Annotated in this window: 21 protein-coding genes and 2 riboswitches; of the genes, 1 reads left to right on the top strand and 20 read right to left on the bottom strand. The window is 29.9% G+C overall.

The window, feature by feature from the left end; all coding sequences use genetic code 11:
• Positions 1–9: 9 nt before the first annotated feature.
• The 18 genes from JK634_RS13885 to JK634_RS13800 all read right to left on the bottom strand — a co-directional run bounded on the left by JK634_RS13885 (position 10) and on the right by JK634_RS13800 (position 16,338).
• On the bottom strand, positions 10–774 hold the full coding sequence (locus JK634_RS13885) for a CheR family methyltransferase (protein WP_202768275.1): 765 nt from the start codon (positions 772–774) through the stop codon (positions 10–12).
• A gap of 3 nt (positions 775–777) precedes the next feature.
• A complete protein-coding gene (locus JK634_RS13880; RefSeq protein WP_202768274.1) occupies positions 778–1,833 on the bottom strand; it encodes a protein-glutamate methylesterase/protein-glutamine glutaminase in 1,056 nt (351 codons plus the stop codon).
• A 14-nt stretch (positions 1,834–1,847) separates the two neighbouring features.
• On the bottom strand, positions 1,848–2,336 hold the full coding sequence (locus tag JK634_RS13875) for a chemotaxis protein CheD (RefSeq protein WP_202768273.1): 489 nt from the start codon (positions 2,334–2,336) through the stop codon (positions 1,848–1,850).
• Positions 2,337–2,347: 11 nt separating this feature from the next.
• Positions 2,348–2,806, bottom strand: a complete 459-nt coding sequence (locus tag JK634_RS13870; protein ID WP_202768272.1) for a chemotaxis protein CheW — start codon at positions 2,804–2,806, stop codon at positions 2,348–2,350.
• 11 nt (positions 2,807–2,817) lie between these two features.
• Positions 2,818–4,773: a DUF342 domain-containing protein gene (locus tag JK634_RS13865; RefSeq protein WP_202768271.1), complete on the bottom strand. Its 1,956-nt coding sequence runs from the start codon at positions 4,771–4,773 to the stop codon at positions 2,818–2,820.
• 57 nt (positions 4,774–4,830) lie between these two features.
• The gene (locus JK634_RS13860) at positions 4,831–5,637 is read right to left on the bottom strand and encodes an aminotransferase class IV (RefSeq protein WP_202768270.1); all 807 of its coding nucleotides are present in this window, start codon (positions 5,635–5,637) and stop codon (positions 4,831–4,833) included.
• A gap of 12 nt (positions 5,638–5,649) precedes the next feature.
• Complete coding sequence (locus tag JK634_RS13855; RefSeq protein ID WP_202768269.1) at positions 5,650–6,291, bottom strand: HAD-IB family hydrolase; 642 nt, start codon at positions 6,289–6,291, stop codon at positions 5,650–5,652.
• A gap of 129 nt (positions 6,292–6,420) precedes the next feature.
• Positions 6,421–6,780: a DUF1292 domain-containing protein gene (locus tag JK634_RS13850; protein ID WP_202768268.1), complete on the bottom strand. Its 360-nt coding sequence runs from the start codon at positions 6,778–6,780 to the stop codon at positions 6,421–6,423.
• Positions 6,781–6,885: 105 nt separating this feature from the next.
• Positions 6,886–7,749, bottom strand: coding sequence for a tRNA 2-thiocytidine biosynthesis TtcA family protein (locus JK634_RS13845; protein ID WP_202768267.1), 864 nt, complete (start codon positions 7,747–7,749; stop codon positions 6,886–6,888).
• Positions 7,750–7,912: 163 nt separating this feature from the next.
• On the bottom strand, positions 7,913–8,410 hold the full coding sequence (locus tag JK634_RS13840; RefSeq protein ID WP_202768266.1) for a QueT transporter family protein: 498 nt from the start codon (positions 8,408–8,410) through the stop codon (positions 7,913–7,915).
• Between the two features lie 365 nt (positions 8,411–8,775).
• Positions 8,776–8,994, bottom strand: a complete 219-nt coding sequence (locus JK634_RS13835; RefSeq protein WP_202768265.1) for a hypothetical protein — start codon at positions 8,992–8,994, stop codon at positions 8,776–8,778.
• 222 nt (positions 8,995–9,216) lie between these two features.
• Positions 9,217–9,378 (bottom strand): hypothetical protein, encoded by a 162-nt coding sequence (locus JK634_RS13830; protein ID WP_202768264.1) that lies wholly within the window; start codon positions 9,376–9,378, stop codon positions 9,217–9,219.
• 7 nt (positions 9,379–9,385) lie between these two features.
• Positions 9,386–10,258, bottom strand: coding sequence for a DMT family transporter (locus JK634_RS13825; RefSeq protein ID WP_202768263.1), 873 nt, complete (start codon positions 10,256–10,258; stop codon positions 9,386–9,388).
• A 198-nt stretch (positions 10,259–10,456) separates the two neighbouring features.
• A complete protein-coding gene (locus JK634_RS13820) occupies positions 10,457–11,383 on the bottom strand; it encodes an ABC transporter permease (protein WP_202768262.1) in 927 nt (308 codons plus the stop codon).
• Positions 11,380–12,435, bottom strand: a complete 1,056-nt coding sequence (locus JK634_RS13815) for an ABC transporter permease (RefSeq protein ID WP_202768261.1) — start codon at positions 12,433–12,435, stop codon at positions 11,380–11,382. The genes JK634_RS13820 and JK634_RS13815 overlap by 4 nt, the downstream gene beginning before the upstream one ends.
• Positions 12,436–12,448: 13 nt before the next feature.
• A complete protein-coding gene (locus tag JK634_RS13810; protein WP_202768260.1) occupies positions 12,449–13,957 on the bottom strand; it encodes an ABC transporter ATP-binding protein in 1,509 nt (502 codons plus the stop codon).
• 70 nt (positions 13,958–14,027) lie between these two features.
• A complete protein-coding gene (locus tag JK634_RS13805) occupies positions 14,028–15,128 on the bottom strand; it encodes a BMP family ABC transporter substrate-binding protein (RefSeq protein WP_202768259.1) in 1,101 nt (366 codons plus the stop codon).
• A 130-nt stretch (positions 15,129–15,258) separates the two neighbouring features.
• Positions 15,259–15,360, bottom strand: a riboswitch (purine riboswitch).
• 213 nt (positions 15,361–15,573) lie between these two features.
• On the bottom strand, positions 15,574–16,338 hold the full coding sequence (locus JK634_RS13800; RefSeq protein ID WP_202768258.1) for an exodeoxyribonuclease III: 765 nt from the start codon (positions 16,336–16,338) through the stop codon (positions 15,574–15,576).
• 121 nt (positions 16,339–16,459) lie between these two features.
• Between JK634_RS13800 and JK634_RS13795 the strand changes: the two genes are divergently transcribed.
• Positions 16,460–17,068, top strand: a complete 609-nt coding sequence (locus JK634_RS13795; RefSeq protein WP_202768257.1) for a DUF6483 family protein — start codon at positions 16,460–16,462, stop codon at positions 17,066–17,068.
• Positions 17,069–17,163: 95 nt separating this feature from the next.
• Here JK634_RS13795 and JK634_RS13790 read toward each other — a convergent pair whose 3' ends face one another.
• Both JK634_RS13790 and JK634_RS13785 read right to left on the bottom strand, forming a co-directional pair.
• Positions 17,164–18,561, bottom strand: a complete 1,398-nt coding sequence (locus JK634_RS13790; RefSeq protein ID WP_202768754.1) for an FAD-dependent protein — start codon at positions 18,559–18,561, stop codon at positions 17,164–17,166.
• Between the two features lie 25 nt (positions 18,562–18,586).
• A riboswitch (purine riboswitch) is annotated at positions 18,587–18,689 on the bottom strand.
• A gap of 178 nt (positions 18,690–18,867) precedes the next feature.
• Entirely contained in the window at positions 18,868–20,082 is a 1,215-nt protein-coding gene (locus JK634_RS13785; RefSeq protein WP_202768256.1) for an MFS transporter, read from the bottom strand.
• Between the last annotated feature and the right edge of the window lie 187 nt (positions 20,083–20,269).

Below are 20,269 nucleotides of genomic sequence, written 5' to 3'. Positions count from 1 at the left end.
TTATCCTCCTTACAATTTCCTATATATGAATGTTGATGCTTTTTCGAAACCATACTTTTTATAATCATATATGGTCTCAGTGGCTCCTACGAAAAGTAATCCGCCTTTTTTTAAAGACTTTGAAAACTTTTCATATATTTTGTCTTTTGTGTCATTATTAAAATAAATAACAACATTTCTACAAACTATAATGTCAAAATTACTATCATAGTTGTCCAAAATTAAATCTTGCTTTTGGAATGTGATTTTTTTCTTGATTTCATCCTTTATAAAATATTTATCGTTAACTTTTGAAAAATATTTATCTAAATTTGTAGAATTTACATTCTTTATTTCATTTTCTGAATATTGACCTAATTGTGCTTTACTTAAAATAGTCTGATCTATATCCGTTGCAAGTATAGTTAACTTGCCTTTATAACCAATGTTATCCATTATGATTCCCAATGAATAAGGTTCACAACCTATAGAGCATGCAGCACTCCATACTTTTAAAGATGGATTTTTCACGAATTCTTTTTTAAGTAAATCTTCTAATTGACTAAACATTTCTGGATTTCTAAAAAATTCGGTAACATTAATTGTTATAAAATCTAAAAACCTTTGTTTTTGTTCTTTATCTTTTGTTAAAAGAACTTTATAATCTTGTAAATTTTTAACACCAACCCTGCTCATTAAGCTTTCAATTCTTCTATGAAGCTGATTAGGTTTATACGCCGATAAGTTAATTCCCATTTCTTTATAAACCCATTTTTCAAATTCTAAAAAATCCATAGGCTATAAGTTCTCCTTTATAATTTTAACTATTGTATTTTTTATTTCATTTAACGGTAATACTAAATCTACTTTTCCAGTTTCATATGCAGCCTTAGGCATTCCATAAATCGTGCATGTTCTTTCATCCTCAGAAATAGTGATTCCTCCTGCATCTTTAACCGCCACTGTTCCTTGAGCTCCATCTTTCCCCATACCAGTAAGTATTACTGATAATAAGTTCTTACCATAAACTTTTGATGAAGATAGAAATAATTTATCTACTGCTGGTCTCACACCCCAAATCGACGGTTCTTCATTTAAGTAAATCCTTTTGTCAGATCCAACTTCCATATGATATCCTGCTTTTGCAATATAAATCGTATTGTTCTCAATTATCATTCCGTGTTCTGCCTCAACAACATGCATGTCTGAGGTTTCATTCAATCTTTCAGCGAATGCCTTAGTAAATCCTTTAGGCATATGTTGTACAACAAATACTGGAACATCTAAATTTTTAGGTAAAAACGGAAGTACATTATTTAATGCTTTAGGCCCACCTGTAGATGCACCTATCACAACAGCCTTAATTTTTCCTTCTATCTTTTTTCCTTTACCTACGACATCTACTGCAATTTCTGGCAATTTCATTGGTGAAGTTACCCTTCTATTTTTATTATAAAACCTAGTATTTCTTATTTTCTCAGTTAAATCTTTTGCAACTTTTTTTATATCTAATGAAATAGATCCTGATGGTTTTTGTACAAAATCAAATGCACCTAATTTCAAACAATCCATTGTAAGCCTGGATCCTGACGCTGTTAGGCTACTTAACATTATAACAGGTATGTTTATTCTGCTTGCCTTTAATTCTTTTAGAGTGGCTATGCCATCCATTTCAGGCATTTCAACATCTAGTGTTATTACATCCGGTTTAAAATTAATTAATTTACTTAATAATTCCTTACCATTTCTAGCTGTTGCAATCGCCTCCATATCATCTTCTTGATTAATTAAATCTGAAATAAATTTTCTCATAAGAGCTGAATCATCTACTACTAAAACCTTAATCTTATCCAATTAAATCAACTCCATTATAAATCTTTAGTTTCTTGCCCAATCGTCTTGACATTTACTAACCCATTTTCTGCGAACAAAATCATAGTTCTTCCTTTATTGCCTCCTACATCAGAGGCTAAAATAGGAATCTTTTGTTCATCTAAGGTTTTCTTAACTGCTTCAACATTTCTTTTTCCTATGTCATTTACCATACTTTTATCTGAAAAATTAAACATAGATGCTCCACCGGCAATTTTAGCTGTTAAATTTCTCTTGGAGCACCCAAGAACAATCATTTTTTCTATTAGTATTGGTATTGCCAGATCTGCAAACTTATATTCATTAGTTACGTTTTTAAAGCTTGTACTATCTGGTAACATTATATGTGCTAAACCTGCTATACCCTTTGTTCTATCATAAAGTCCTATCCCAACACATGAACCTAATCCAATAGTCATTATTTTCCCAGGAGAGTATACCGTATTTAAATCTGCTATGCCAACTTTTATATCATTGTCTTGCATATCGTATCCCCCTAAAAAATACTCTCGGATTCTTCCTCAGTAAGAACTCTTGAAAGATCTAATAATATTACTATCTTATTATCTAGTTTTATTAAACCTTCTATGTAACTTCCGGAAACCCCGGAACTAACTGCTTGATTCTTTTCAATAGATGTTGTTTTTATGTCCTTAACCTCGTATACATTATCAACTAAGATTCCAAACTTATTTTCAGTATCATTTGTAACTATAATTTTTGAATCTTTCTCTTTATCATGTGAGGTTACATCTATCAAAGAAAATTTCTTTTTAAGATCAATAATTGGAAGTATTCCAGTTTCATAATTTATTACTCCTTTAATAAAATCAGGAACATCTGGAATTAAGGTTGGAACCTCATAACCTAATATTCTTTCAACTTCCATTATATTTACTGCGTAACTTTCTTGGTTCAAACTAAAAATTAGTACTTTCATTTCGTTAGAAGACATATTTTTCCCTCCTACAACACAAACTTTTCAACTATTAGTTCATTATCTTCATCTAAATAAGCATGTACATTTTTTGAATCTTCTTCGAAAACATATTCTCTTAAGCCAAAGAGAAGACATGTGCCTATATATGCTACATCAGCATATATATGTCCTTTTTTACCTGTAATAAGCTGAGTTTTTCCTCCTCCTTCAGATCCGACAATTTTACATCGTATCTCTTTTTCAGATTTAATAACTCCTCCTCTCACTACTGAATTATTGCCTTTAAAATGAATCTCTCCCAACGCTTCAACATGTGAAAGATAGGATCCTGTTCCCGTAAATATTATGTCTCCTGATGCTTGTATCCTACAGTCTTGAGCATAAGCCAATGTTAAATTCACAGGAAGCTTAACTTGAGATTTTAGAATTTCATTTTTCGCATCTATTAAATCAATTATGTTATATAATTCAGTATGGCTTTTTATGTTAGTAGCTCCAAGACCAAAAATATTATTCTTTAAGAAAAATTTTAATTTATCATTTTGAAGCTCTTCCTTGCTGGTATCCCTAAGGTAAATAATACTTTTTGTTAATAATCTCTTGAATTTTTTATCTAAAAGAAGTCTAATTATTTCTCCATCCTTCAAACCTTTTCCAAATAAGTTTCTTTCTTTAACTTGGACTACGGCTTCAATAAGTGCACATAAATCTTCTTTTATTCCACCTAGTAAAGTCATTTCATTAACTACAACAGTATTATCTCCCCCTGCAATTATTGTGCCTCCTATGCAATTCCCCTTAATAAGAATATCCCCTCTTGCAACTAAAGTAGAAGTGCTTACATTTTTCTCAACAATAAGGGTATTCCCTGCATCAACCCTCATTCCATCCTTTACTTCTCCCTTTATATGAATATCTCCAATAAAGCTTATGTTTCCACTTTTCATATCAACATCTATATCTTGCATCAAGACTTTATTCACCTGAAAAACTCCTGATTTCAAGCAAGGTCTTCCTTCTGTTGTAGCTATTATTTTATTGTCTTCAAGCTTACAACCTTCACCAGTCTTTATATTTAATTTACCTGCTGCTTTTCTTTTTAATTCTTTTCCAAATATATTAGTTCCATTAGTTCCATCTTCGCCATTAATTATCTCGGCTAAAATTTCTTCTGTCTTTATATTTGCAATAGAATAAAAATTCTTATAATCAACCCTAGATAAATCATCTTCTCCTCTAGATTGATTACTTTCACTAAAGTAAATTTTAAGTTCATCTGGAATATCATTTTTAACCGGAATACCTTTAGCAACTTCCATATCTTCAACCTTCTCTAATGTTGAAGCTTCTTTAATATTTTCTTCTATCAATCCAAAAACGACATTTTTTTCACGTAAAATTGTCTTAATATCATCAACTGAAAACTTAGGTGGAAATTGTATTTCTTTTTCTTCCAGTTGAATATCAAGCAGCATCGTTTCATCTGCGTCTTTTATGGCATACTTAATTTCTGGTATATAACTTATGGATATCTTAGCTTCCATTGCATCTTGATCAATTTTTATATCAATATTTCTTTTTGATTTTTGTTCTCCAATAACAAATTCAATTTTATTATTTTCAAACACCCTAGTTCTTCCTGAAACTTCTTTCCCATCAATAAAACATTCTAGATAGCTCGAAATAAATATTTCAGCTGGCTTTCCGTTTTCCTTAGGATCTCTAACATGAATTACTCCATCTTCAATCCTAACAGCTCCATCAAATTCTGATATAACTTCTTTTTCTTCTTTTGCTGTTTCAACTTGATCAACTTGAGCTTCCTCTGCAACTTCGACTTCTATTTCGATACTTTTTTTAAATATACCATGTTTTTCATTAATAACCTTATAATTCAACTCATTACTAGGTATATTTAATTCTAAACTTGCTTTGTTTAAAACTTTTTCCAAATTTTCGCCTTTAAATACAATTTTACCCATAATTCCACCCTTTCAACCATCTTCAGTATACCATATGTCCATAAATATTTAAATTACTTAATTAATATAGTCGTATATTTTATTTTCGTAACTCTTCATCAATTTCTTAATGATATCATTTAAATTTGAGTTAAATATAAAACCTTCAACTTGAGAAATAGGTAATATTTTAGGGGAAGTACCTGTAATAAACAAGCCATCTAAGTTTTCAATATCCCTATAACTCACTTTCTCCTCTTTCAATATTAAGTTATTATCTTTACACAATTCTATTATTTCACCTCTAGTCACACCTGGCAGTACATCTTTTAGTGGGGAAGTAAGCACTTCATCACCTCTTATCATAAAGATATTTGACCTACTGCCTTCTGTAATATATCCATTTCTATCAACTAATATAGCTTCATACGCTTCAGCATCTTTAATTTTCTCATTAACCTCATTCCTAAAATTGTTATTTACAATTTTAGCGTTAGGATTCTCTCTTTCTCCAAAGTATAGTATAGTTTTTACGCCGTTTTCATATTGTTCCTCCGTTGGATAACTATGAGGTATATAATACACCCTTAAAACATCTTCCCTATCCATTACTTCAACGGTTATCTTTACATTGCCTTCATATACTGAATTTACTTCTACTAACTTTTCTATTGATTTCTTTATTATTTCGGAATCATATGGATTTACTTTATTAATTAGTTTAAAGGAATTATCCATTCTTTTTAAATGTTCTTCTAAAAATAACGGAATACCTTTAATTATTCTAAGAACCTCATATATAACTACCCCTTCATTTTCTTCATGATATTCTTTTGCTTCTTTTACTTTTTCATTTTCAATATAATAATTTTGTGCAATTGCCATAATTGTACCCTCCTATTTCCATGTTAATACTTCTATATCTGGATGTCCTTTTTTATAATTAATTAAGTATGGCTTACCTACTAAATCAAACAATGGTTTATCTGACATTGAATCAGAATACATAATACTATTTTTAAAATCCACTTCTAATCCTTCTTTTGATAGCTCTTCTTTTAATCTTCTAACCTTTTCTTCTCCTTTACAATTAGCTCCATCCATTCTTCTTATAAATTTTCCTTCCTTAAAAGAAAACTTTGTGCCTATTATCTTATCAACTTCCTTAATATTATAAAATTCATTCAAATAAAATTCTGGAGAGGCAGATATTAAATAAATAAGATATCCTTCCCTTTTTAATTTTCTTATTGTATTAATTGCATCAGCATATAATATATTAGTTAATCTATTTTCATAAAAATCTTTTACGATTATAGCTAAGTCAGCCTCATCAACCCCATCAAGGAACTTTAAAAATCCTTCCTTAACTCTTTTTTCATCATAAAACTTTAATCCATACATAACTCCACAATATATAGCTCTTGGTATGTATCTTATATTCTTTAAATTTTTTTTCATCACATACCTAAACAACTCCATCAATGTCTCTCGCCTTGTCAATGTAAAATCTATATCGAAAATAGCTAGTTTTATCATTTTATTTCTCCTATTTCACAAAAATATAATTATTTTTTAATCTATATAAATATAAATTATTAGTTATATTATACTAAAAAAAATGGTGTAAAATGCAATTTTATTGCACTTTACACCTATTTTTTTAAATTATTCTGCTAAGTCTTGATAAAATTTAGCTACAGTATTAAATTCAGCTTCATCTTCAACTGGTACTAATGATTCATCTGTATCTGCCTTCATTAAGAAAACTGAATTATCATTAGGATCTTGTACTAGAGCATATACACTTCCTTTGAAAGCTTCTTCTTCTCCAGCATATTCGAAGCTATCAACTACTTCAAATGAAACTATATTTCCTTCTTCATCTTCAAAATCAACAAATAGAGTTTCTTCTTCATGGTCGTGGTCGTGGTCGTGTCCACATCCACAGTCTTCTCCATGGTTATGTTCATGATCATGTCCTTCGCAGCCACAACCGCATTCTTTATTTAATTCTTTATCTGACATATAGTATCCCAAAGACTAATCTTAGTCTTTGAGAATTCACCTCCTTCAATTTAGATATTCATTTAATTTTAACCTTATTTCTTAAATATTAAAAGAAAAATTTTTTTATTCTTCGAATTCTTCAAGAAAGCTATGCTTAACCCCTTGTTTTTCCCATCCTAATATAGCATCCATAGAAACATTCTCCGCAGCTTTAAATATTGATTTATCAACATTATTAAAATTCTTTTTTAAATTTTCAATTAATTCTTTAATTTCATATCTCTTATTGCCTGTTTTCTTTGCTGCAACCATACAAGCGCAATTAAGCGGCCATATTCCTGCACTCTGTGTGAATTTTTGAATATATTGTTCCTCTATATAATAAAGTGGTCTTATTAGTTCTATACCTTCAAAATTTGTTGATTTAAGTTTTGGAAGCATAGTCTTAAAGTTACCAGCATACAACACATTTAACATAGTAGTCTCAATAACATCATTAAAATGATGACCTAATGCTAATTTATTGCATCCTAATTCTTTCGCTTTTGAATATAAAGATCCTCTTCTCATTCTTGCACACATATAGCAAGGATAGTCTTGAGCAATTCTATCTACTACATCAAAAATTCCCGAATCAAATATTTGTATAGGAATCTCAAGGTAATTGCAATTATCAATGAGTAATTCCTTTATATTTTCATGATACCCTGGATCTGCAACAATAAATTCTAAGTCAAATTGCATTTGCCCATGTCTTTTTAGTTCCTGAAAAAGTTTTGCCATTATCATAGAGTCTTTCCCTCCAGAAATGGCTACCGCTATCTTGTCTCCCTCTTCCACAAGCTTATAATCTTGAACTGCCTTTATAAATTTACGCCATATTTGTTTTCTATATTTTTTTATTAAACTTCTTTCTATTTCAGCCAAAGGTTTTCTTTCATTAAAAGGTACTAAAACCTCACAACCTTGTCCAGCAATATTACTCATTTTTCCACCTCATTAATTAGCTTTTAAAATATATTTTATTATAGCATCAATATGTAAATTTGTATAAATATATTTTAATGTAATAAAGGTTTATAAATAGCCTTTAATGCAAGTCTTTACTAACATTACTAGACTCTTTATAAACCTTAAATTTTTCTAAAAACTATACTCTATATCCCAGTCTTTTAAAAATATTTTTTTCCTTTAAATATAAATAGATAGGCACTCCAACTACAGTTACAACAACAAACTCCCCTACTCCAACTTGGAACATTGTTAATAACAACGGAGCCTGCACAACATAATAGAGCATATATCCTATAAAAACTCCATTAATGACTGTTGGCCATAGAGATGCTACAATTATTCCGAACTTGCTATCTTTCATTATTTTAATAGTTCCACTCATTAATACTACTGCAACAAAAGTAGCTAATGTTCCAACTGTTATGTCCATAAATCCATAAGGTCCTAATAAATTAGCTAAAAAACAACCTAATGTTAAACCAACTATATAAAATGGATCTACCAATACCAAAAGAACCATAATTTCTGAAATTCTAAATTGTATAGGTCCATAAGCTATTGGCGCTATTAAATAAGTAAGTGCAGCATAAATAGCTGCTATAAGTGCGGAATAAACCAATCTTTTTATTTTCATTTTTCTCCTCCAAGATACAATTATTAAACCTCTTTTAAAAGTAAAAAAACCGTAGAAATAATTTCTACGGCAAAACAAAGGACTTTTACTATTACACTTAAAAATCCTTAAAACACAACAAATAAATAATAAAATAATTATTATTACTTTTATTGAGCCGTAGTTTTGTTTAAAGACAGGAGGCTTTCGAACTGTCCTAAATACAAACTCTTAAATTCTTATATTATAAGCTTAAAACATCGCTGCTTAATATCCCACTCTATGATGTTTTAAGTGAAATAATATTTTAGAATTTTTAGTTTGTATAAATATAAATTTCTTCATTATTATATGTCATGATCTTTATAAAATCAAGTAACTTTAATTTATATATCTTGATTTATTTTGTCCAATATATCTTCTTGAGAATGTATAATTCTATCTATTTTTTCATTTAACTCATATAGTTTATTTTCTAATTTTCTTTGCTTTTGTTCAATTATTTCATTCTGTTCAGTTATTTTTTTTATCCTTGATAGTCCATTAATTATTGCAATTATAAAAGCTATTGATATTACTAATAATAAAACTTCCAGCATCTCCATATATATTTTACCTTTCTTAAATACCCATTTTTGTAAATTATACCAGATATTCATTAATTAACAAAGCAATAAAAGAGACTGTTGAAGTTTACAACAGTCTCTAAAAAACCTATATCTATAGGGTTTTAAGTTCAACTAATAATTTATTTATGCCTGAAAATGTCCAAAACCAGACATTTTCAAACAAGAATAAATCAAGTTTCCTATAAAAAACCCTATTTATTATCTAAATCTATCACCCTTAGGTGTATTTTTTGCTACATTTTGCTCAAATGCCTTAACTGCATCTTTAGTAAAATTACCTGCTTTATACCCTACGTCTGAATTTAAACCATCATTCATTACATCGCCTTTTATCCCTGTATTATTTTGTTGTTTTTTCATATATATCTCACTCCTTGTCCATATTTATTATCCCTGTACTCAATATAAGTATCCCACCAATAATGGTTTTTATGCTTACACCTTCTCCCAATAATAGAAATCCATATATTACGGAAGAGACAGGATCTATATAGCTTAGGATTGCAATCTTTTCAGTTGCCAAACTTTTAAGACTTGTAAAATATAGTATATAAGCTAAACCTGTGTGAATAATTCCTACTACTAATAGATATACAAGTGTCTTTGTAGAAGTTATTGTATATTCTCCTCTATAAAGTATTATCGGCAGCAAGCTTACTGCACTAACAAACATTTGAATAAATGTACTATTTAATCCATTTACACCTTGTACTTTTTTGTTGATTAAAATAATAAGTGCATACACTAAAGCTGCTAATAGTGCAAAAGATATACCTAAAAAGTGATTGTATTCTCCTGTTTGATTTGTGTTATTAGAAGTGAGTATAAGAAATAGTCCAAATATAGCAATTATAACTGATATTATACTCTTTAATTTAATTCTTTCTTTTATAATAAATGGTGCCAATAATATAGCTAGTGCTGGTGCTAAATAATATGTTAATGTTCCATTTGCAATTGTTGTATACTTGTATGATTGGAAGAGCAGAATCCAATTTAGTCCTAAGAATATTCCCAGTGCTATTAAAACAAATAAAGTTCTTCTATTTTTTCTATCAAACAATTCACTTAATGAATTTTTAAAATAAAATTTATTAACAAAAAAAATGAATATAGTTCCAATAACTGCTCTTGAAAAAGCTATTTCTTGAGATGGCAAATTAATATTTTTAACGAATACTCCTAAACTTCCCCATATAAGCATTGAAATCATTAATTTTATTGTGCTGTTATTCTTCATTAGTAGTCTCCTTTAAAAATAACTTAAAGGAATTCAGAAAAACTGAATTCCTTTATTAATTATACACTATTTATGAGATTATATGGCATGTAACCTAAGTATTTTAAATCCATTCTTCACCATAAAGCTTTCCGTGGTCGAACCTCTTATGCAGTAAAGCTTTATAGCTTATCATGGAAAATACTAAGGTTACATTTATTATCTTTCTTCTCTAAAATAAGGTAGTCCCAATGAACTTGGAGGTGCATTCTTCTTTGATTTTCTTACTGATATTACAACTAACACAAAAATCGTTACTAAGTATGGAAGCATACTTAGTATATACGGAGAAATTATTGTTTTTTCGAGTCTAAATCCAATAATATCTAAACCTCCAAAAAGATAAGAACCTAAAATAGCTTTATATGGATTCCAAGCTGCGAAGATTACTAAAGCTACTGCTATCCATCCTCTTCCGGATGTGATGTTATCTTGCCATACTGGTACATATACTAGTGAAAGATATGCTCCTCCTAGTCCAGCTAAAGCTCCTCCTATAATGATATTTACATATTTATATAATGATACATTTATACTTACTGAATCTGCTGCTCCAGGATTCTCTCCTACTGCTCTTAGATTTAATCCAATCCTTGTTTTATACATATAAATACCTACAATTATAGTAAGTACATAAGATATATACACAAAGGTATCTTGGTTAAATAATATATATCCTACAAATGGAATATCACCGAGCACCGGTATTTTCATTTGTGCAAAAAAACTCTTTACTGAATCTGGAACTACTTGACCAACTACTTTTTGACCAAGTAATGAAGAAACTCCGGTTCCAAAAATAGTTAGTGTCAATCCAGTAACTACTTGATTAGTCCTAAATGTTATTGTTAGCACGGCATAAATAAAAGCTCCAAATGCTCCTGCTGCTATTGCTGCTAGTAAAGCCAGCATGGGATTTCCTGTTCCATATCCCACTAAGAATCCCAAAACTGCTCCTAGAAGCATCATTCCTTCTACTCCTAGATTAAGGTTACCAACCTTTTCAGTTAATATTTCTCCTAAAGTAGCTAATAATAAAGGAGTTCCTGCAATTATAGCTGCATGTAAAAATGACTCTATATTCATCTTTTTACCCCCTTAAAATCTATTTTATATCTAATAAACATTTCACCTGCTAGTACACAAAATAATACTAAAGCTTGAATGACTGATGCTGCTGCATTTGGTATTCCAAAAGCTGTTTGTATATATGCTCCACCTTGTATCAAAACACCAAATAAGAAAGATACAACAAGAGTAAAGATAGCATTTAAATTTGCAAGCCATGCAATTATAATAGCTGTATTTCCTACTCCATTTGTCACTTCTATTGATAAAGTTTGGCTAACTGCAGATGCCTGAATAAAACCTACTAGGCCACATAAAGCTCCACTTATAAATACTGCTTTAAATATTGTCTTATTTATATTTATTCCTGCATACTTTGCAGTATTTTTACTTTCTCCTAAAACAGCTATTTCATATCCTAATTTACTATGATTCATAAAGATAAAGAAAACTACCACAATTATTAGTGCAATAATCCATCCTATGTGTACTCCAAATAACTTAGGTAGCAATGCTTTATCAGCAAAGTTTGCTATTTTAGGAAAGCCCATAGCATTTTTATCTTTAAGTAAATCAAACTGCAATAAAGTTATAAATTTAAGTGCCACATAATTAAGCATTAACGTAATAATAGTTTCATTTGTATTAAAATATACTTTTAAAAATCCTGCTATCAATGCCCATAATCCACCGCATATAATAGCTGATATACACATAAGTAAAAGTAATATAGGTTTAGGTAATGCTGTAAAGTTTAATGCAACTATTGCAGCTCCAAAAGCTCCCATAAATATTTGGCCTTCTCCACCTATATTCCAAAAAAGCATTTTAAATGCAACACCAACTCCAATTGATGCAATTACTAAAGGTATTGCAACAATGATTGTTTGTCTTATTCTATTCGGAGAGCCTAATGCACCTTTAACCATTCCTCCAAATACATCTACTGGATTGTTCCCTAATATCAGCAAGAAAATTCCTGCAATTAAAATAGCTATTAATATAGAAAGAATTCTTATCTTAATATTTGTCGATTTTTTAACTTCTTCTCTTTTAACTAATCTAATCAAAATGCTATCCTCCTTAGGCTTCTGCCCCTACCATCATTAGTCCTAGTTTTTCTCTTGTTGCATCTTTACTATCGATGGTTCCACTTACATTTCCATTACATATAACCATTATTCTATCGCACAACTGCATTAAAACATCTAAATCTTCCCCAATAAACAATACAGCTGTACCATTCTTTTTTGCATCATTGATAAGATTATAAATAGTAAAACATGTGTTAATGTCTAATCCTCTAACTGGATATGCCATTACAAGCAGTTTAGGATCTACACTAAGTTCTCTTCCAAGCAATATTTTTTGAATATTTCCACCTGATAAATTTCTTATTGGAAAATGTATTGAAGGTGTTTTAATTTCTAATCTGTCTTTAAGGTCTAAAGCTCTTTTTATAACAGGCTTTCTATCGATTAAAAGTCCTTTTTGAGAATAGTAGGATTTTAGAAGTAAGTTATCAACCATATCCATAGATCCAACTAACCCCATACCTAATCTGTCTTCAGGAATGAAACTCATACTTATTCCTCTTTTAACAAATTCTCTAGGATTTTTTCCTTCTAAGTTTTCACCATCAAATACTATTTTTCCAGCTTTGACTTTAGAAATTCCAGCAATAGCTTCACATAATTCTTTTTGGCCTGCACCAGCTATTCCAGCAACTCCTAGAACTTCTCCCGCCTTTATAGAGAAAGATATATTTCTTATAGCTTCAGTTCCTTCTTCACTAAGTACAGTAAGTCCATCTACATTAAGAAGTTCTTTTCCTTGTTTTGCTTCTACTGCTTCTATTGACAGTTCTACAGCTCTTCCTACCATAAGTTCAGTTAATTCCTTAGGTGATGTTTCACTCTTCATAAGAGTTTTAATTGTTTCCCCTTTTCTTAAAACTGTTACTTTATCACTTATTTCCATAACCTCATCCATCTTATGAGATATAAAAATAACTGCACATCCAGCTTCTTTCATTTTTCTCATTATCTTAAAGAGCTTTTCAGTTTCTTGTGGTGTAAATACAGTAGTTGGTTCATCTAATATTAATATTTTAGCTCCTCTATATAGAACCTTTAATATCTCTAAATTTTGTTTTTCCCCAACTGACATGTCGGATACATACTTATCTAAAACTACTTCCAAATCATATGTCTTACAAATTTCCATGATTGCTTCATCTATCTTTTTACCCTTTGAAAACAACCCCTTACTATTCCCAAGGTTAAGATTGTCTCTTGCAGTCATTGCTTCTACTAACTTAAAGTGTTGATAAATTGTTCCTACGCCTGCATCCATAGCTTCTTTAGGGGATCCAAAACTCTTTTTTTCTCCGTTAAGTTTTATTTCACCCGCATCTGGAGAATAAACTCCTGATATTATGTTTATAAGTGTGCTTTTACCTGCACCATTTTCTCCAAGTAATGCATGAATTTCTCCCCTATAAAGATCTAAGTTTATATTATGATTTGCTAATACGGTACCAAATCTTTTTTCAATGTTAATTAACGATATTAATGGTGTATTATTATTCATTCACGCCTCCATAAAACTAGAACTGAAGAAATAACTTCTTCAGTTCTTTATTTTTGAATTTAACCCTATATTACTTAGAGCTTGGAATTGTTCCTTCTACCCCTTGAACAAACCAATCTATATTCCAGATTTCATCATCTGTTAATGTTTTTCCTTCTGCAACCTTAACATTTCCACTTTGGTCTTTAATTGGACCTTGGAATATTACATTCTTTCCACTCTTAATCTTATCTTCAGCTTTTGCTACTGCATCTTTAGCTCCTTCTGGTGCTACTGAAGTAAGTGGTGCAAGTGATACTATTCCATCTTCGTATCCACCCCAGTACTTTTCTGATTTCCAAGTACCATCTTGAATAGCTTTTATAGTTTTAACAAAGTATGGGCCCCAGTTCCAAACTGCTGATGTCATGTTAGCTTTTGGAGCTGTCTTACTCATATCTGTATTGTATCCAACTGAGTAAACGCCTTTAGCTTCAGCTGCTTGTTGTGGACCAGCTGTATCTTGGTGCTGAGCTATAACATCAGCGCCTTGATCTATTAATCCTTCAGCTGCTTGTTTTTCTTTAGCTGGATCGTACCATGTATTAGTCCATGAAACTTTTACTTTAACGTTCTTATTAACTGATTGAGCACCTAGTGTAAATGCATCTATGTTTCTTATAACCTCTGGTATTGGGAATGCTCCAACAAATCCTAAAGTGTTTGATTTAGTTTTTAAACCTGCTACAACGCCATTTAAGTACATCATTTCATGAATCTTACCAAAATATTGACCTAAGTTTGCAGCAGTTTCATATCCTGAACAGTGTAAGAAAGTTACATCTGAATATTTCTTAGCTGATGAAACCATACCATCTTGGAAACCAAAGCTTGTTCCAATAATTACATTAGCACCTTGATCTACCATATCATCAATAGCTTTTTCTACTTCTGCCTTATCTTCTTTAACAGATTCTTTGTAAAGTGTTTTTACTCCTGTTTCCTTTTCAAGATAAAGTCTACCTTGATCTTGAGCGTAAGTGAATCCACCGTCACCTATTGGTCCTACATATAAAAATCCAACAGTTAGTTTCTTCGCTTCCTTCTTTTCACTTCCAGTGCTGCTACATCCAGTTAATACTACAGATGCTGCAACAGCTGCACTTAAAATTACCTTTAGGAATTTTTTCATTACATTTCCCCCCGAAATTTAATTTTTTTGTTTTTACTATTGTTTTGTTTTGTTTTCTTTTGTTAAAATTTCTCATTAAAACAAAAAAATCCTGAGCAAGGCCTGCCCAGGAACGTATAGTTTTTTTGTACGCAAAAAACTATACATTCGTAGTCAGGTAGTTTACGGCCTCCTGGTAGAAACGTTTGATCCATATTATCAAACATATACGAAATGAATAATAACCATCATATTAATACGAATGTTCGTATTAACCATCTTATATCTGTATGTTACACTGTTAGAGTTTAAAAATCAATAGCTTTTATAAAAATAAAGTTTTTACTTATATGTTAGGTGTTTTTTAATAATTTATCAAATGAAAACATAATCATAAAACATTTCATTATTAAAAATTAGGCATTTCACACTCATACCATCTTTATCCTAAATATATAAACACGAATTAAAAGCTAAGTTCAATTGTAATAGGACAATGGTCAGAACCAAATACTTCGTTTAATATCTCTGCATTTTTTAAATTTGGTTTTAAGCTATCTGTAATAAAATGATAGTCTATTCTCCAACCCGTATTCCTTTCACGTGCTTTAAATCTATAACTCCACCATGAATACTTAACCTCTTCAGGATTAATATATCTAAATGTATCTGTATAACCATTTGAAATGAATTTATCCAACCATTCTCTCTCCATCGGTAAGAAACCTGAAGTTTTTTCATTTGCTTTGGCATTTTTTATGTCCATTTCAGTATGCGCTGTATTATAATCACCGCATATAACTAATTTCTTCCCACCTTTAACCAAGTCATTGCAATAATCCAAAATGGCATCGTAAAATTCCATTTTATAATTTAGCCTCTCTTCATTCATCTGCCCATTAGGGAAATATATATTTAGCAGGGTAAATTCATCAAATTCTGTTATTAGTATTCTTCCTTCACTATCAAACTTCTCTATTCCTATGCCATGATATACGTTATTAGGTTTCCTTTTTGTATAGGTTGCAACTCCGCTATACCCTTTTTTTTCTGCAAAAGAAAAGTACGAATAATATCCCTCAATATTTTTAGCTTCCTCTTCTAATGTTGCTTCCTGCAATTTTGTTTCTTGAATACATAAAATATCTGGTGAAGCCTCTTTAAACCAAGGCAAAAACTCTTTTTTTAATATTGCTCTCAATCCATTAACATTCCAAGAAATTATCTTCATATTTATCCCTCCCTTTCGGATAATAATTATTAATTATATTAACATAATAATTTATTTTTATCTTTTTAACAACATGATATAATAATATATATTAAATTTAGTGTTAAGAGAGGTTTATTTAATGATCAAAAATGACTTAAGTGATAAAATTGTAGCTGATTTTTTGATGAAAGTTCCAAACATAGAGGACATGGATTTAGAGGATTTTAGAAATAATATCATAGAAATTTACAAGCAATATACTGGGTTTAACTATGACTTATTAAAGTCTTTACCATCTCAAGAATTAATTAATTTACTTACTAATGAAAGAATTAAAGATTTTTCTAGAGTATTGATAGTAAGTACTTTATTATTTATTGAAGGTATTAAAGAAGAGAATTATGCGAAAATAAATAAAAGCTACGAAATATTTGAATTGTCTTTAGATAGAGATTTTGATGTTAAAGATAGTCAATTCAAGGGCGAATTTATTAAAATTATGGATGCTTTAAGAGAATACGAACTTCCTGATGAATTGCAGCATAAACTTTTTACCTATTATAAGGATTTAAATGAATATGTAAAAGCTGAAGATGCCATTTATGAATTAGCAGAAAATAATTCTCACTATACTTCGGAATTAATAGATTTTTATAGTTACCTATTAGCTTTAGATGATGAGATCTTAGAAGCAAATGATTTTACAAGAGAAGAAATACAAGAACAATTATCTGAAATAAATAACTAATAATTAATTAAATAAATAACTCCAGAACACACTATGTATTCTGGAGTTATTTTTATTGGGAAATTCTCAATTGAATTTTTATAAGCTTGTTTTTTCTATAAAATATTTCTAGCCATGATAACTCCCATTAATGAAGCCATCATTAGACCTCTTGTCCATCCACTTGAATCTCCTAAGCAGTATAGACCTTTTATGTTACTTTCAAAGTTTTGATCTATATTTATTTTATTGCTATAGAATTTAATTTCAGGTCCATATAAAAGAGTTTCACTTGAAGCAAAACCTGGAACTACTGTATTCATAGCTTGTATGAAGTTTAATATATTGGTCATTGATCTATAAGGCATTGCAGCAGTTAAATCTCCTGCAACTGCATCTGGTAATGTGTACATTACATTAGTTCTATCTAATTCATGTTGCCAAGTTCTTTTTCCTTCTATTATATCCCCATATCTTTGAACCAATATTTTTCCATTTCCAAGCATATTAACAAGTTCAGCTACTTTTTTACCATATTCTATTGGTTCATCAAACGGTTCACTAAAATTATGTGAGCTTAATATAGCTAAATTTGTATTTTGAGATTTTTTATCCTTATAAGAATGTCCATTTACTATAGCCAAATTGTTATCATAATTTTCCTGACTTACAAACCCACCTGGGTTTTGACAGAAGGTTCTCACCTTATCATTAAATGGTCCTGGATATCCAATAAGTTTTGATTCATAGAGAACCTTATTGACATCTTCCATTACTTCATTTCTTATTTCAACTCTAACTCCTATGTCTACTGTACCGGCTCTATGTGAAATATTATGCTTTACGCACATATCACTTAACCAGTCTGCTCCTTTTCTTCCAGCTGCAACTATTATATTTTCTCCATATACTTCATCAGTTGAAGTCTTTTTAAGAGCATCTGTAAAAATCACACCTTTTATTTTGTTTTCCTCTATAATTAAATCTTTTACTAAAGTGTCAAATTTAATCTCAACACCATTTTCAATAAGGTATCTTTCTATTTTAAAGTATATTTCTTGTGCTTTTTCTGTTCCTAAATGTCTAATTGGACAATCAACTAATTTTAATCCAGCTTCAATTGCTTTTCTACGAATTTTCTTAACTTCTTCCGGATTATCTATTCCTTCTATTTTGCTATCAGCACCAAATTCTAAATATATACCATCTGTATAATCTATAAATTCTTGTGCTTTTGCACCTCCAATTAAGTTCGGAAGATCTCCACCAACTTCATAACTTAGCGAAAGTTTTCCATCTGAGAATGCTCCTGCCCCTGAAAAACCTGTAGTTATATGACAATATGGTTTACATGATACGCAAGTTTTTGTCTTATCCTTTGGACAATGTCTTTTCTCTACGCTCTTACCTTTTTCAAGAATCAGAATCTTCTTATCTGCTCCTTGTTTAACTAGTTCTAATGCTGTGAATATTCCTGCTGGACCAGCCCCAACAATTATTACATCATACATAATATCACCCTCCATTATTAAAGTCGTGTAATAAAAGATCAGCACTTATAGCTCAAACTATTTACGGTAGCTCGGTAGATACATCCGGACCTTATTCCCAGATTTATATAAGTGAACATTTTTAACATTTTTCTCGGGAAAGTTCTTCCCAATACGAAAGTTTATACTACTCTGCTATAAAAATCAATAGTTTTCCGTATGTTTTTATATAATTTTACAAAAATTTTCGTCTTTGCAACTTTCCTATTTAATTTTCATCGCAAAAGAGACCTTCTACAAGCTAATGTAGAAGGTCTCCCTTATAATTAATTATTTTTCTTTTATTACAGTTCTTAAATATATAAAATTTATAACACCAATGGATGCTAATAGTGGTAGTATTATTTTTATTGGAGTATCTCCAACAAATAATAAACTTACTGAAATATATAATATAAAGCCCAGTATTCTTCCCGCTGCTATAGGTATTTCTCTGACTATTAACAAATCACCTAAATTATCTTTTTTCTCGCTTGCCTTATGGGCCACATGATACATAATTTCATTAAATGGCACATTCCAAAATATTGTGAAGATTGAGGATACTATTCCATTTATAACTATCCCTGTCCTATTATTAAGTATAACTAGCAAAATAGTGGAAATAAAAATTGATATTGCTGCAGAAAACAACCACTTTGAAGCTTTGTCTCTTTTATACAATTTCCCTACTATATATGAACTTATTATTCCTAAAATCGAAACTATTGTTGTATATTTTCCCATAGCAAGTTCATTTCCGAATATTAGATAGACTAATATATTTAAAAGATACGCCATAGCCCCATCTTTTAGTCCCATCAAAAAGTTCGCTCTCATTATCTTATCCCAAGGTTTATATCCACTATTTAGAAGTGTCTCTTTAAAATTAAATGTTCCTGATAATTTTTCATTTTTAAGTTTACTACTCAATATAATCGCAAGTACAAATAGTACAAAACTTATTCCGAAGATTATGTAATAACCTAGCATACCTATAAAATTAACAATTACAAAACCTGATAACATAGGAGCTAGTGCAGCTGTAATTGATATTATTGAACCTGATATTCCAAGATAATAACCTCTATTTTTATCATCTGTAACATCAAATACTAATTTATTATAACCATAATAGTAAAAGCCCATTGCTAGCCCGCTAAATACCCCCACTAAAGGTAAAAACTCCTTAACCTTTTCCTTTAATATAAGCACGCTTAAGTAAAATATTATATAAAATACTATTCCCAATCTGAAACAATAGGTCGTTCCTTTCTTTCTTGCTATATATCCTGATAATATAAATGCTACTGGAACAAAAAAATAGACGATTATATTATATATTCCAAGGTACTTTAAATCAGAAGTTAGTCTAAATAGGTAAACATTTACAAATGTATTAGAAAGTGCATTACACAATGAAAATAGTACATGAATTAACATAAGTACTTTTCCTAAACTTGATATGTGATTATTTTTCCTAGTTTTTCTTTTCTCTTTAACCATAATAGGCCATCCCCCGTAAAAATTTATGTCTTTAAAATTATATATAAACTATATCACTTTATTTAATTAATAATTTTTAAAATATGAAAATATATCTTAAAATAAAAAGATATAGGGTTTTAAGTTAAACTAATAACTTATTCCTGCCTAATATCAAACAAGAATAAATTAAGTTTCCTATAAAAAA

Source organism: Clostridium paridis, assembly GCF_016765615.1.
GTDB classification, from domain to species: domain Bacteria; phylum Bacillota; class Clostridia; order Clostridiales; family Clostridiaceae; genus Clostridium_T; species Clostridium_T paridis.
Note: the sequence above shows the minus strand (reverse complement) of the source record. Positions and strands in the feature narration are given on the sequence as shown.